Annotated in this window: 11 protein-coding genes; 7 read left to right on the forward strand and 4 right to left on the reverse strand. The window is 71.1% G+C overall.

Going from position 1 to position 13,433, the window contains the following annotated elements; genetic code table 11:
• Window positions 1-61: 61 nt before the first annotated feature.
• Window positions 62-1,591 carry an amino acid permease gene (locus ACFVXE_RS20290; RefSeq protein WP_389672758.1) on the forward strand — a complete coding sequence of 510 codons (1,530 nt, stop codon included), beginning with the start codon at window positions 62-64 and terminating at the stop codon, window positions 1,589-1,591.
• A gap of 90 nt (window positions 1,592-1,681) precedes the next feature.
• Here ACFVXE_RS20290 and ACFVXE_RS20295 read toward each other — a convergent pair whose 3' ends face one another.
• Window positions 1,682-2,449 carry a sulfite exporter TauE/SafE family protein gene (locus ACFVXE_RS20295; protein ID WP_389672760.1) on the reverse strand — a complete coding sequence of 256 codons (768 nt, stop codon included), beginning with the start codon at window positions 2,447-2,449 and terminating at the stop codon, window positions 1,682-1,684.
• A 201-nt stretch (window positions 2,450-2,650) separates the two neighbouring features.
• Here ACFVXE_RS20295 and ACFVXE_RS20300 point away from each other — a divergent pair, with 201 nt between their 5' ends.
• The 6 genes from ACFVXE_RS20300 to ACFVXE_RS20325 all read left to right on the forward strand — a co-directional run bounded on the left by ACFVXE_RS20300 (window position 2,651) and on the right by ACFVXE_RS20325 (window position 10,181).
• Entirely contained in the window at window positions 2,651-3,820 is a 1,170-nt protein-coding gene (locus ACFVXE_RS20300; protein ID WP_389672761.1) for a substrate-binding domain-containing protein, read from the forward strand.
• 101 nt (window positions 3,821-3,921) lie between these two features.
• The gene (locus ACFVXE_RS20305; protein ID WP_389672763.1) at window positions 3,922-5,289 is read left to right on the forward strand and encodes an ABC transporter substrate-binding protein; all 1,368 of its coding nucleotides are present in this window, start codon (window positions 3,922-3,924) and stop codon (window positions 5,287-5,289) included.
• Between the two features lie 53 nt (window positions 5,290-5,342).
• Complete coding sequence (locus ACFVXE_RS20310; RefSeq protein WP_389672764.1) at window positions 5,343-6,329, forward strand: carbohydrate ABC transporter permease; 987 nt, start codon at window positions 5,343-5,345, stop codon at window positions 6,327-6,329.
• Window positions 6,326-7,201, forward strand: a complete 876-nt coding sequence (locus ACFVXE_RS20315) for a carbohydrate ABC transporter permease (RefSeq protein ID WP_389672765.1) — start codon at window positions 6,326-6,328, stop codon at window positions 7,199-7,201. Before ACFVXE_RS20310 ends, ACFVXE_RS20315 begins: the two co-directional genes overlap by 4 nt.
• Window positions 7,202-7,248: 47 nt before the next feature.
• On the forward strand, window positions 7,249-8,298 hold the full coding sequence (locus ACFVXE_RS20320; protein WP_389672766.1) for a hydroxyacid dehydrogenase: 1,050 nt from the start codon (window positions 7,249-7,251) through the stop codon (window positions 8,296-8,298).
• Window positions 8,295-10,181 carry a DUF2264 domain-containing protein gene (locus ACFVXE_RS20325; protein WP_389672768.1) on the forward strand — a complete coding sequence of 629 codons (1,887 nt, stop codon included), beginning with the start codon at window positions 8,295-8,297 and terminating at the stop codon, window positions 10,179-10,181. Before ACFVXE_RS20320 ends, ACFVXE_RS20325 begins: the two co-directional genes overlap by 4 nt.
• 102 nt (window positions 10,182-10,283) lie before the next feature.
• Here ACFVXE_RS20325 and ACFVXE_RS20330 read toward each other — a convergent pair whose 3' ends face one another.
• Genes ACFVXE_RS20330 through ACFVXE_RS20340 form a run of 3 tightly spaced genes read right to left on the reverse strand, consistent with a single transcriptional unit; the run spans window position 10,284 to window position 13,218 of the window.
• The gene (locus ACFVXE_RS20330) at window positions 10,284-10,916 is read right to left on the reverse strand and encodes a lactate utilization protein C (RefSeq protein WP_389672770.1); all 633 of its coding nucleotides are present in this window, start codon (window positions 10,914-10,916) and stop codon (window positions 10,284-10,286) included.
• Entirely contained in the window at window positions 10,913-12,454 is a 1,542-nt protein-coding gene (locus tag ACFVXE_RS20335) for a LutB/LldF family L-lactate oxidation iron-sulfur protein (protein WP_389672772.1), read from the reverse strand. Before ACFVXE_RS20335 ends, ACFVXE_RS20330 begins: the two co-directional genes overlap by 4 nt.
• On the reverse strand, window positions 12,451-13,218 hold the full coding sequence (locus ACFVXE_RS20340; RefSeq protein ID WP_389672773.1) for a (Fe-S)-binding protein: 768 nt from the start codon (window positions 13,216-13,218) through the stop codon (window positions 12,451-12,453). The genes ACFVXE_RS20335 and ACFVXE_RS20340 overlap by 4 nt, the downstream gene beginning before the upstream one ends.
• Window positions 13,219-13,433 lie beyond the last annotated feature (215 nt).

Genomic DNA, 13,433 nt, shown 5'->3' on the forward strand with positions numbered 1-13,433 from the left:
CGGCCCCTCCCCCGGCGTCGGACCGCCCCCCACCCCTCTCCATCCACGGAGGTCCTCTCTGATGTCCATATCCACCTCGACCCAGCCGGGCGCGCAGGCCGCCCCCCAGAAGGACGAGGAGCAGCGGCTGCGCGAACTCGGCTACCAGCCGGTGCTGGCCCGCCGCATGGGCGGCTTCGGCAACTTCGCCATCAGCTTCTCCGTCATCTCCATCCTGTCCGGCTGCATGACCCTGTACGGCTTCGGCATGTCGGCGGGCGGACCGGCGGTGATGCTGTGGGGCTGGGCCGGGGTCGGCCTGTTCGTGCTCTGCGTCGGCCTGGCGCTCGCCGAGGTCACCAGCGCGTACCCGACGTCCGGGGCGCTCTACTACATGGCCGACCGGCTCGGCGGCCGGAAGTGGGGCTGGTACACCGGGTGGCTGAATCTGCTCGGGCTGCTCGGCGCGATCGCGGGAATCGACTACGGCGCCGCGCTCTTCACCGGCGCGCTGATGAATCTGCAGTGGGGCTTCACCCCCACCCCGGGCAAGACCATGATCATTTTCCTCTGCATCCTGCTGCTGCACGCCGTGCTGAACCTCTTCGGCGTCCGCCTGGTCAGCGTGCTCAACTCGATCAGTGTGTGGTGGCACCTGGCGGGCGTCGCCGTGATCGTCACCGTGCTGGCCGTCGTGCCCTCCCACCACCAGTCGCCGTCGTTCGTCTTCACCGAGTTCGTCAATGACACGGGCTGGCAGAACCCGCTCTACGTGGCGGCGATCGGACTGCTGCTGGCGCAGTACACCTTCTGCGGCTACGACGCCTCCGCCCACCTGTCGGAGGAGACCTCGAACGCCTCGGTCTCCGCCGCCCGCGGCATCGTCCGTTCGATCTGGGTCTCCTGGATCGCCGGCTTCGTGCTGCTGGCGGGCCTGACCTTCGCGATCCAGGACTACGCGGGCACCCAGGACAGTGCGACCGGTGTGCCGCCCGCCCAGATCCTGATCGACGCACTCGGCACCTCGGGCGCCACCGCCATGCTGCTGATCGTGATCGCGGCGCAGCTGTTCTGCGGCAACGCCGAGGTCGCCGCCGCCAGCCGGATGGTGTTCGCGTTCAGCCGGGACAACGCGCTGCCGGGCTCGGCGCTGTGGCGCAGGGTGAGTGCCCGCACCCAGACGCCCGTTCCCGCGGTGTGGCTGGCGGTCGTCGTCGCCGGAGTGCTGGCGCTCCCGTCGCTGTACTCGGCGACCGCGTACGGCGCGGTGACGGCGATCAACGTCATCGGCATCACGCCCGCCTACGCGATCCCGATCCTCCTGAAGCTCCGCGCGGGGGACCGCTTCCAGCGAGGACCGTGGCACCTGGGCCGCTGGTCCAAGCCGATCGGCTGGATCGCCGTGGTGTGGGTGGCCGTCGTGACCGTACTGTTCCTGCTTCCGCAGTCCTCGCCGGTGACCATCGACTCGATGAACTACGCGTCGGTCGCGCTGGTCGCGGTGCTGGTCCTGGCCACCGTCTGGTGGTTCGTGGCGCGCCGTTCGTACGGCACGCCGTCGGCGTACGGGAACGCCCGTGAGCAGGCGGACATCGCCGCGGACATCGTCTGACCGCTTGCGCGCTCCATCGGGCCCTCCCGGTCCATCGGGCCCTCCCGGTCCGTCCGGCCCGGGAGGGCCCCGTCGTGTCGCGGGGTGCGATCAGCGCAGCAGGAGCTGGAGTCCGCCGAGCACGGTCGCGCCGATCACCAGCCGCTCGAAGAGTCTCTGATTGATCCGGGTCACGCACTTCCGGCCGATGAAGGCGCCCGGGACGACGAACAGCAGCATGGCCGCGTCCAGCAGCAGCGACCGCGCGTCGATGAGGCCGAGGCCCACGCTGAACGGCACCTTGGAGACGTTGACGATCAGGAAGAACCACGCGGAGGTGCCGAGGAAGCCGAGTTTTCGGAAGCCGGCGGAGAGCAGGTAGAGCGACATCACGGGGCCGCCCGCGTTGGCGACCATGGTGGTGAACCCGCCGAGCGCTCCGTACGAACGGGCCTTGAGCCTGCCCGGTCCGGACGGGCCGCCCGACTCTTGCGGAGCCTCCTTGCCGTCGGCCCCGGTACGGCGGCGCCAGACGGTGACACCCGCCATGAAGAGGAGGATCGCGCCGATCGAGGTGCGTACGACCTCGTCGTCGGCCCACATCATGAAGACCGTGCCCGCCACCACGCCCACGGCGACGGCGGGGAACAGCCGCAGCAGCGTGGGCCAGTGGGCGTGCCTGCGGTAGGTGAGGACGGCGAGTACGTCGCCGGCGATGAGGATCGGGAGCAGCACTCCGGTGGACTCGCGGGCCGGAAGTACGGCCGCGAAGACCGCGAGACTGATCGTATTGGCACCGCTGACGGCCGTCTTGGAGAAGCCGACGAGCATCGATGCCGCGGCCAACGCCGCCAGTTGCCAGAGTGTGAGGGTGTCCATGCCAGGACCAGATGCTAATCGCACGCACTTACGGCCCGTCAACGAGCACCGCGCCCGTCGTCCGTGTCTGCCCGTCCCGTCCGCGGAACGGCGGCGACCGGCCATGGACAGCGTGGCGGTGATCGATATGCTGCGAATCAAGCGCTCGCGGGAAGCGTTCAAACGAACAATGCGCAGCGGTACGACGAGGGGGCCAGCAACATGCGGGAGCCGGTGGAACTCAGACGTCAGCGAATCCTCTCGGTGGTGCAGTCTCGGGGGGCGGTCAAGGTCGGCGTGCTCGCCGCGGAGCTGGACGTCTCGGTGGTCACGATCCGGCGGGACGTCGAGGAACTGGCCCGGGTCGGCAGACTGCGGCGCGGACACGGGGTGGCGCGTCCGGTGGTCGACGCGGCGGAGCCCGTCCCGCTTCCGGCGGCGCGCGCCGGGGAGCCGGCCGCGGACGGCGGCGCGGTGGCCCTGGTCGTACCGGAGCGGCATTCGTACCTGTACGAGACGCTGCACGGCGCCCGGACGGTGCTGGAGGAGTCCGGGATGCGGATCGCCCTGCACATCGCGCCGCAGTCGGCCGGCGCCGAACGGCCTCTGGTGGAGCGGGCGCTGGCGGACGGGGCGCGCGGACTGCTGATCGCCCCCCGGTGGCGCAACGCGCGCTCGGAGGAGCTGGACTACGGCTGGCTGGCGGAGGTGGGGGTGCCGACCGTCCTGATGGAGCGTCGGCCCCGACCCGGCAGCGCGCTGCACGCCCTGGACTCCGTCTGCTCCGACCACTGGTACGGGACCTACCTCGCCGTGGACCATCTGGTCTCGCTGGGCCACCGCCGTATCGTCCTGGCCGCCCGGGACGACAGTCCGACGGCGCGCACCATCCGGGCGGCGTTCGCCCGGATCGCGACGGACCGGCCTGAGGTGGAGGACTGGTCGGTGGTGCTCAGCTCGCCGGGGGCGGTGCCCGGCCCCGGGCCGGAGGAGCCCGGCGCGGACACCACGGGCACGCACCTCTCCGGTCCCGGCGAGGACGGCGCCGCGGTCGACCTTGCCGAGCTGCTGCGCGAACGGGGCGCCACCGCGGCGGTGCTGCACGGCGACGTGGACGCGTTGATGCTGGTGCAGCGGCTGGCGGAGAGCGGTGTCCACGTGCCGCGCGACTGCTCGGTGGTCGCGTACGACGACGTGGTCGCAGCCCTGGGCAGCACACCGCTGACCGCGGTGGCACCACCGAAGGCGGAAATCGGCCGGGCGGCGGCCGAGTTGCTGCTGTACCGGCTCACCGGCCCCGCCAACGCCACCGGTCCGGTGCGCCGGACGGAGCTGCTGCCCACCCTCAAGGTCCGCGGATCGGCGCAAGAGGTCACCTCCCGCGAAGACTGATCGTTTGACCACTTTAATTTTCTTCTGAGCGATCTATTGACCCCTACCGATCAGCCGATCAGGATTCCCGTGTCTCGAATCAGGAGCCGCGGGAGGCACCCATGCCTGGTCGACAGAGCCGTCGATCCGTGCTCGCCACGATCGCCGCCCTGCCTCTGACGGGCGCGCTCAGCGCCTGCAGCGGCAGTGACGGAGCATCACAGTCGGGCGGCACGAGCAGAACCAGCACCATCAGCAGCAAGGGCGCGAAACGCGCCACGCACATCACCTTCTGGTCCGCCCTGCGCGGCAGCCAGGAGGTCGTGGACGCGTTCAACCGCACCCACGACCTCGTCCAGGTCGACTTCCAGCAGATCCCCACGGGAGGTCAGGGCGGTTACGCCAAGCTCAGCAACGCGTCCCGGGCGGGCAACGCCCCGGATGTCGCCACCATCGAGTACCCGCAGGTCCCCGGCTTCGCCATCGACGGGGTGGCGCGCGAACTCACCGATCTGATCGGCGACGGACTCCGCGCCAAGCTGCTGCCGCAGGCGCTGGGACTGACCACCTTCGAAAAACGCGTCTTCAGCGTGCCGTTGGACGTCGAACCGATGGTGATGCACTACCGCACCGATCTGTTCGAGCAGTTCGGAATCGAAGTCCCGCGCACCTGGGACGAGTTCGAGGAGGTTGCGCGGACCGTGCGCCGCAAGGCCCCGGACCGGCGGCTGGCCACCTTCGCCACCGACGGCGCCATGCAGTTCGCGGCGCTCGCCTGGCAGGCCGGCGCGCAGTGGTTCGACACCTCGGACGGCGCCTGGAACGTGTCGCTGGCCGATGAGCCGAGCCGGCGCGTCGCGTCCTACTGGCAGCGGCTGATCGACCAGGACCTGGTCTTCATGAACTCCGTGGACAGCCGCCAGAGCGACGCGCAGATCAGCAACGGTCTGGTTCTCGTCCGGCTCAGCGGAGCCTGGGACGCCGGCGCGCAGATGAACGCGCGGCCCGCCCAGAAGGGCAAGTGGGCTGTGGCCCCGCTGCCCCAGTGGGACCCTGCCGAGCCCGCCGTCGGCACCCATGGCGGCTCCACCTTCGCGGTCACCAAGGACAGCCGGCACCCGGAGGCCGCCCTGGAGTTCATCGAGTGGCAGGTGTCGCACCCCGACGCGTTGCGCGCCCGGCTCTCCAGCGGTGCCAGCAGCCAGTATCCGGCCGCCCCCGGCCTCGTCGCCGTCGGCCGCAAGGCCTTCGACCGCAGCTACTACAGCGGCCAGGACATCTACACGCTCTTCGAGCAGGAGGCCCACAAGATCCGGGACGGCTGGATCTGGGGACCGCGGATGACCGCCACCACCAAGGTGATGCAGGACGGGTTCGCCCGGGCGAGCGGCGGTCAGGGTTCGCTGATCGACTCGGTACGCGCCGCCCAGCGGGGCACCATGCCCGACCTCAGGGCTCTGGGCCTCGCCACCACCGAGCACAGCAGCTGACCCCGTCCATCACTCCTTCCACGCCCCCAGCAGCAGAGAGGCAGGTGACACCCATGACCGCGCCCGCTCCCACGCTCACCTCCGCGCGCCCGGCGAACGCCCCGTCGGCCGCCACGCCCGCGCGCTCCACCCGCAAGTCGGCCCGGCGTCGTGAACTCGGTGCCTGCGGCGTCCTGATGACACCGTTCTTCGTGCTCCTTGTGACGGTCTTCCTGATCCCGGTCGGGACGGCCGTCTGGCTCAGCTTCTTCAGCGACGACCAGCCCGGGCTCGGCTTCGGCCCGGAGCGCACGGTCTTCGTCGGGCTCCGCAGCTACACGGCCGTGCTGACCGACCCGACGTTCCTCGGCGGCCTGGCCACCGTGTTCCTGTACTGCGTGGTCTACATACCGGTGATGGTGGTCGGCGCCCTCGCACTGGCGCTGCTGCTCGACTCCGGGGTGGTACGGCTGCGCGCCTGGGCGCAGCTCGGCCTGTTCCTGCCGCACGCCGTGCCCGGCATCATCGCGGCGGTCATCTGGCTGTACCTGTACACCCCCGGGCTGAGCCCGGTGATCGACCTGCTCGGCAAGGCCGACATCACCGTCGACTTCCTCGGTGTGCACACCGTGCTGCCGTCCATCGTGAACATCGCGCTGTGGAGCAACCTCGGCTACAACATGGTCGTGTTCTACGCCGCCCTGCAGGCCGTGCCGCGCGAGGTGATCGAGGCCTCGGTCGTCGACGGTGCCGGACCGGTCCGTACCGCGCTCCAGGTCAAGACGCCCCTGGTGCGCTCGTCCATCGTGATGGTGGCGATGTTCACGCTGATCTTCGCGCTCCAGCTGTTCACCGAGCCGATGCTGCTCAGCCAGTCCACCCCGATGATCAACTCTCGTTTCTCGCCGAGCATGTACATCTACGACGCGGCGTTCACCCGTAACAACTACGGCCTGGCCGCGGCCGCCTCGGTCGTCCTGCTGATCTGCACGATCGCCCTCTCCTACGGTGTCACCCGCTGGACAAACCGCGCCAACGCCCCCGAGGAGGCCGCCCGATGAGTGCGACGAGCACCACCCGTACCGCCGCCGCACTGCGGCCCCGGCTCCTCGGACGCTCCGTCGTCAACGCCGTGGTGGGCATCTCGGTGCTCTACACACTGTTGCCGGTGCTGTGGCTGGTGCTCGCGGCGTCGAAGGACCGGGACGCCCTGTTCGGCAGCGACGTCCTGTCACCGCACCACTTCGCCTTCGTGCAGAACCTCAAGGACGTGTTCGCCATGGACGGCGGACTGTACGGGCGGTGGTACGGGAACAGCCTGCTGTACGCGGTCCTCGGTGCCGCGCTCGGTGCCCTGGTGAGCATCGCCTGCGGCTATGCGTTCGACAAGTACCGCTTTGCGCACAAGGAGAAGCTCTTCGGCCTGGTCCTCGCCGCCGTCATGGTGCCGCAGACCGTGCTCGCGCTGCCGCTGTACCTGATGGCGTCCGCCACCGGTCTGGTGAACACCTTCTGGGCGGTCTTCATCCCGGTGCTCTTCAACCCGTTCGGCGTCTACCTCGGCCGGATATTCAGCCAGGGCTACGTGCCCGACGAGGTGCTCGAAGCGGCACGGGTGGACGGAGCCGGCGAGCTGACCACGTATCTCCGGGTCTCGTTGCGGATGCTGGGGCCGGGTCTGGTCACCGTTTTCCTCTTCCAGCTCACCGCCATCTGGAACAACTTCTTCCTGCCGATGGTGATGCTCTCCGACCAGAACCTGTATCCGGTCAGTCTGGGGCTCTACACCTGGAACAGCTCCGCCACCGTCTCCCCCGAGTACTACCCCGTCGTGATCATGGGCTCGCTACTCGCAGTGCTGCCCCTGATCCTCGCGTTCGCCCTGCTCCAGCGGTTCTGGAAGTCGGGGCTCACCGCGGGCGCCGTCAAGTAGCCGGGCCGTCCGTCCCCGGCCCGCACCACTCCCGTACCAGGAGCAAGATGCCCAGCACCACCCCGCCCGTCCCGATCACCGCCACCGGACGTCGGCGGCCGCGCGCCGCCGTCGCCATGAAACCGGATGCCGCGGCCGCCCTCCTCACCCCGCGGTCGCTGGCAGCGTTCGCCGAGGTGTGTGATCTCGCCCCGCCGCCCGTCCTCGACGACTTCACCACCGATCGGGCCCGCGCCACGCTCGCGGACACGGAGGTCCTGGTCACCGGCTGGGGCTGCCCGCCGCTCGACGAAGCGGCGCTGGCCGCGGCGCCCCGGCTGCGCGCCGTCGTCCACACGGCGGGCAGCGTCCGCGGGCACGTCACCGAGGCCTGCTGGGAACGCGGCATCGAGGTGTCGTCGGCCGCGGCGGCCAACGCCCTGCCGGTCGCGGAGTACACCGTCGCGATGATCCTGCTCTCCGGCAAACGGGTCCTGGAGCGGGCCCACGACTACCGGGCCGCGCGCCACCGCGACGACTGGCTGCGCACCTCCGCCGAGGTGGGCAACTACGGCCGGACCGTGGGCATCCTGTCCGCCTCGCTGATCGGCCGGCGGGTCGTCGAGCTGCTGCGCCCGTACGACCTGCGGGTGCTGCTGCACGATCCGTACGTCTCCGGGGAGGAGGCCGAGGAGCTGGGGGTGCACCTGTGCGGCCTCGCCGAACTCTTCGCACGGAGCGACGTGGTGAGCGTCCACACCCCGCTGCTGCCCACCACCCAGGGTCTGGTCAGCCGCGAACTGCTCACGTCGATGCGCCCCGACGGGGTGCTGATCAACACCTCCCGGGGCGCCGTCATCGACCAGGACGCGCTCACCGACGTGCTCGGGCAGCGCCGGATCCGGGCGATCCTCGACGTCACCGACCCCGACACACTGCCCTCGGAGCATCCGCTCTGGGAGTGCGAGAACGCCCTGATCACTCCGCATCTGGCGGGCTCGCAGGGCAACGAGTGGCAGCGGCTGGTCGACCTGGCGGTCGGCGAGGCCGGCCGCTGGGCCGCGGGCGACGGCTTCGCCCACCCCGTACACCGCGAAAGGCTGGCATTCCTCGCATGACCTCCCCTCTTGAACTTCCCTCGGACGACCGCGTCCTGAGCCCGTACACCGGCTTCACCCGGGCGCACTGGGAGGCGGCGGCGGACGGGCTGCTGCGGGCCGCGTGGCGGTGGTCCACCCCGGGCTGCGCACTGCTCGACCTGCCGGGGCGGCCGTCCGCGTCCGGGGTGCGCTCGGACGGCCTGGAAGGCTATGCCCGCACGTTCCTCGCCGCCGCGTTCCGGGTCGCGGGCGCGGACGGGAAGGACCCGCACGGCTGGCTCGACCGGTACGCGGAGGGGCTCGCCGCCGGCACCCGGACGCCGGGCCGGGACGATCCGGAGTCGTGGCCGCTGATCCTCGACCACCATGTGCAGGGCCAGCCGATGGTCGAGTCCGCCTCGGTCGCCATCGGGCTGCGGCTGACCCGCCCCTGGCTGTGGGACCGGCTGGACCCCGGGGTCCAGGACCGTGCCGAGGAGTGGCTGCGGGGATCGCTGCGGCACACCCCCGCCCCGAACAACTGGTACCTGTTCCCGTACTCCGTGGCCGCGTTCCTGGAGTCGGTGGGCCGCGGCGACGCGGAGACGGCCCGGGCGAAGGAGCGGGCGCTCGGCCTGCTGGAGGGCTGGTACCGCGGACAGGGCTGGTACTCCGACGGTGACGGCCGCGCGTTCGACCACTACAACGGCTGGGCGCTGCACCTCTACCCGGTACTGGACGCCCATCTGTCGGGCGACCCGGAGCTGTCCGCGCGCTACGGCTCCCGGCTGCGCGAACACCTCGACGGGTTCTCCCTGCTCTTCGGCGCGGACGGTGCCCCGATCCACTTCGGGCGTTCGCTGACCTACCGGTTCGCGGCCGGAGCGGCAGTCGCACTGGGGGCCGTCTCCGGGCACACCCCGCTCTCCCCCGGCGTCTCGCGACGGGTCATCAGCGGATCGCTGCGCCACTTCCTGGACCGCGGCGCCACGGGCACCGACGGGCTGCTGAACCTGGGCTGGCACGGGCCGCACGAGGCGACGCTCCAGAACTACTCGGGACCCGCCTCCCCGTACTGGGCGTCCAAGGCCTTCGTCTCGCTGCTGGCTCCCGAGAGCCACCCGCTGTGGACGGCGACCGAGGAACCCGCGCCCAGCGAGGGCCCCGACCGGGTACTGGCGCTGCCGGCACCCGGTCTGCTGATCCAGTCCACCCGGGCGGACGGCATCGTGCGGCTGCACAACCACGGCAGCGACCATGTCCGCCCGCACGAGGGCGAGTCGGGTGTGCAGGACGATCCGCTGTACAGCCGCCAGTCGTACTCCACGGCGACCGGTCCCACGTCGAAGGCGAACGCGGCGGACAACCATCTGGCCGTCGTCGTCGCCGGAGCACGCAGCGGCCGCCGCAGCATCCGTCCGCTGGGCGCCGGAGGCGGCGACGGCTGGGGCTGGGCCGCCTCCTGGCACCGCCCCGTCTTCACCTCGGGTCCCCCGATGGTGCCGGGGATGCGGGTGGAGAGCGTCACCGTCGTCCGCGGCCGCTACGAGCTGCGGGTGCACCGGGTCCTGGGTGCGCCGGCCGGGGCGCGGGTGGAGCAGACGGGCTGGGCGACCGGCCCGGACGGCGCCGTGCGTTCCGAGCTGCACGGCCTGCACGGCTGGGAGACCCGGGACGAGATACGGGCCCCGCAGGGCACGGCGTACACCCAGTGGGCGGTGCTGCCGAGGCTGGGCGCGGACGCGGAGGGAACGGCGGTGCTGGTGTCGCTCGCCTCGCTGACCGCCGAGCCGGAGGCGACGTCGCTCGCGACCGCGGTGAGCGGGGTGAGCGTGGACGGTGACACGGTCGAGGCCGTCTGGGCGGACGGTGGGGCGACGATGCGTATCGCCTTCGGCCCCCTCACGGTCGAGCAGCGCTGACCGTCCGTCCGCCGGGCGGTCCCACGACCGTCCGGCGGACAGCCGGGCGTGTCCCGCGGAGCACGGAGGCGGCCCGACGTCCCCGGACGCACCTGCCGCGCATCAGGCGTCGACGCGGATCACCACCGCGAGCGTGCGCGGTCCGTGCACGCCCTCCACCCGTTCCAGCTCGATGTCGGACGTGGCCGACGGCCCGCTGATCAGTGTCGTCGGCCGCTCCGGCACCAGTCGTGCCACCGCCTCCGGCACTCCCACCTCGACCGCCGACAGATCGACGACGCACACATGCAGATCGGGGACGAGCGAGAGTGCCCGCCGTCCCTGGCCGGGCGAGCCGTCGAGGAAGATCGTGCCGGTCTCGGCGCAGCCGACGGCCGACGCGGTGACCACTGCGTCCAGCGCGTCGAGGCCGGGTGCCGGAATGCCGGCGGAGTCCTCCTGGACCTCCCCGTCGTACGCACCGAGCCACTGCGCGTCGAGCCCGCCGGGCACCCCGATCCTCCGCGCGCCGAGCTCGCCCAGCACCTGAGCGATCACCTCCGCGGTGCGGGCGGCCGTGCAGGTGTGCACCTGCGCCCGGTAGTCGACGAGCCGGTCGGTGAAGAGCGCGAGGCGCTCGTCGTCGGGGAGGGTGCGGCCGGTCCGGTAGCCGCGCGGGACGGCGGTGACCGGGGCCGGGGCGAGAGCCAGGGCGTCGCGGACCCGGCCGAGCACCGTTTCGCGAGCGGTCGTCACTTCTCCTCCTCCTGCTGCTGGTTCCGGTCGTGCTCCGCGGCGGCGGCCCGCATGGTCGCGGCGCCCTCGGCGGACGCCAGCCACGACCGGAAGGTCTGCTTCGGCGGAGCCGCCGTGTCACGGCTGTCGCTCCATCCGCCGAACGGCGGCGGCAGGTGCGAGATCTTCCCGTCCCGCCCCGCGACGACGCGCCCGATCCCCGCGGCCTTCTGGGCCGCAGTGAACAGCGAGGGCCGCTTCATCACCCCGGCCGCCGCCTTCATCGCCAGCTTCTCCGCCGTCGTACCGGTCCGTTCGGTGTCCTGGTGGCGCAGCTCGACCAGCAGCGACGGGATGTCGATCTTGACCGGGCAGGCGTCGAAGCAGGCGCCGCAGAGGCTGGAGGCGTACGGCAGCGAGCTGTTGGGGTCGTGCTTGGCCGCGTGCATCCCGGCGAGCTGCGGGGTGAGGACCGCCCCGATCGGTCCGGGGTAGGTCGAACCGTACGCGTGGCCGCCGGCGCGTTCGTAGACCGGACAGACGTTGAGGCAGGCCGAGCAGCGGATGCAGTTGAGCGCCTCACGGCCGATCCGGTCGGCGAGCGCGGCGGTCCGCCCGTTGTCGAGGAGGATCAGATGGAAGTCCTGCGGGCCGTCGCCCGGTGTCACGCCGGTCCACATCGAGGTGTACGGGTTCATCCGCTCCCCGGTCGACGAGCGCGGCAGCAACTGGAGGAAGACCTCCAGGTCCTGGTAGCGCGGCAGCACCTTCTCGATGCCCATCACGGTGATCAGGGTGTCGGGCAGGGTCAGGCACATGCGTCCGTTGCCCTCGGACTCGACCACGGCCAGCGTGCCCGTCTCCGCCACACCGAAGTTGGCGCCGGACACCGCGACCTTCGTCGTCATGAACTTCTCGCGCAGATAGGCCCGGGCCGCGGCGGCGAGATGGGCGGGCACGTTGTCGAGCCGAGGGTCGACGCCCGGGATCTCCTTGAGGAAGATCTGCCGGATCTCGTCGCGGTTGCGGTGGATCGCCGGCACCAGGATGTGCGACGGCTTGTCGTGGGCGAGCTGCACGATGAGCTCGGCAAGGTCCGTCTCGTACGGGGTGATGCCGATCGATTCGAGGTGCTCGTTGAGGCCGATCTCCTGGGTGGCCATCGACTTGACCTTGATGACCTCCTTCGATCCGGTCGCCCGGACGAGCCGGGCGACGATCTCGTTGGCCTCCACGCCGTCGCGTGCCCAGTGGACTGTGCCGCCCCGCTCGGTGACCTTCCGCTCCAGCTGCTCCAGGAGTTCGGGCAGCCGGTTCATGGTGTCGGTCTTGACGGCCGCGCCGGCGTCGCGCAGCTGTTCCCAGTCGGGCAGTTCACCGGTGACGTTGAGGCGCTTGGCCCGGATCGTGCGGGTGGCCCTGCCGAGGTTGCGGCGGAGCTGTTCGTTGCGGAGCTCGTCGTGGGCGGCGGCGGGGAACGTCCGGTCGCCGCGCAGATTGCCCGTCCCGTACGGGGAGCGGGGCGGGGTGGCGGGCATGCCGAGGAAGGTGCTGCTCATCGGACGGCCTCCGTCAGGACGTACGGCGAGGTGCGGGTGGAGGAGAGGATCTGTGCGAGGTGCAGGGTGCGGGTGCCCGACCTGATGCGGGAGAGTCCACCGCCGATGTGCATCAGACAGGACGAGTCCCCGGCGGTGCACACATCGGCTTCCGTGGCGCCGATGTGGCGCATCTTGTCCTGGAGCATCGCAGTGGACGTCTCGGCGTTCTTCACCGCGAAGGTGCCGCCGAACCCGCAGCAGGCGTCCGCCTCGGGGAGCTCCACCAGGTCGATCGAGTCGACGGCCCGGAGCAGCTTCAGCGGCTTCTCGCCGACGCGCAGCATCCGCAGGGAGTGGCAGGTGGGGTGGTACGTGACGCGGTGCGGGAAGTACGCGCCGACCCGGGTGACGTCCAGGACGTCGACGAGGAACTCCGACAGTTCGTACGTCTTCGCCTTGACGGTGGCGACGCCCGCGCGCAGCGCGGCGTCCCCGTACCGCTCGGCGACGAGCGGGTGCTGATGGCGGACCGAACCGGCGCAGGATCCCGACGGCATGACGACGGCGTCGATCGACGTGTCGCCGAACTGCTCGGCGAAGTTCCGTACCAGGGGTACGGGCTCGCGCTGGTAGCCGGTGTTGATGTGCATCTGGCCGCAGCAGGTCTGCCCCGGCGGGAACACCACGTCGTGGCCGAGGCGGGCGAGCAGGACCGCGGTGGCTTTCACCGCCTCCGGGAAGAGTGTGTCTCCCAGACAGGTGGCGAAGAGTCCGATGCGCATGGACCCTCTCCGATCTTTTCTCTGGCCTTTGTATGGTCGGACCATACTAGTATCGGTCCGCAGAGGGAAGGGTCCCGACACCCGGGCGACGGGTTCAGGACATGCGTCGGGGGGGGGGCCGCCCGGGGGGGGGGGGGGGCGTCCGGGGCGGGGGCCGGGGGCACGCAAGGGGGGCCGGCCGGGGCGGCGCCACGGCGCTGCGTTCCTGGTAGGCG

This window comes from Streptomyces sp. NPDC058231 (genome assembly GCF_042882275.1).
In the GTDB taxonomy this organism is placed as follows: domain Bacteria; phylum Actinomycetota; class Actinomycetes; order Streptomycetales; family Streptomycetaceae; genus Streptomyces.

Bases quoted from the DNA above. Each gene is read 5' to 3' on its own strand.
- ACFVXE_RS20315 (WP_389672765.1), top strand. From the start codon at position 6,326: ATGAGTGCGACGAGCACCACCCGTACCGCCGCCGCACTGCGGCCCCGG.
- ACFVXE_RS20305 (WP_389672763.1), top strand. From the start codon at position 3,922: ATGCCTGGTCGACAGAGCCGTCGATCCGTGCTCGCCACGATCGCCGCC.
- ACFVXE_RS20295 (WP_389672760.1), bottom strand. From the start codon at position 2,449: ATGGACACCCTCACACTCTGGCAACTGGCGGCGTTGGCCGCGGCATCG.
- ACFVXE_RS20290 (WP_389672758.1), top strand. From the start codon at position 62: ATGTCCATATCCACCTCGACCCAGCCGGGCGCGCAGGCCGCCCCCCAG.
- ACFVXE_RS20335 (WP_389672772.1), bottom strand. From the start codon at position 12,454: ATGAGCAGCACCTTCCTCGGCATGCCCGCCACCCCGCCCCGCTCCCCG.
- ACFVXE_RS20300 (WP_389672761.1), top strand. From the start codon at position 2,651: ATGCGGGAGCCGGTGGAACTCAGACGTCAGCGAATCCTCTCGGTGGTG.
- ACFVXE_RS20310 (WP_389672764.1), top strand. From the start codon at position 5,343: ATGACCGCGCCCGCTCCCACGCTCACCTCCGCGCGCCCGGCGAACGCC.
- ACFVXE_RS20320 (WP_389672766.1), top strand. From the start codon at position 7,249: ATGCCCAGCACCACCCCGCCCGTCCCGATCACCGCCACCGGACGTCGG.
- ACFVXE_RS20340 (WP_389672773.1), bottom strand. From the start codon at position 13,218: ATGCGCATCGGACTCTTCGCCACCTGTCTGGGAGACACACTCTTCCCG.
- ACFVXE_RS20325 (WP_389672768.1), top strand. From the start codon at position 8,295: ATGACCTCCCCTCTTGAACTTCCCTCGGACGACCGCGTCCTGAGCCCG.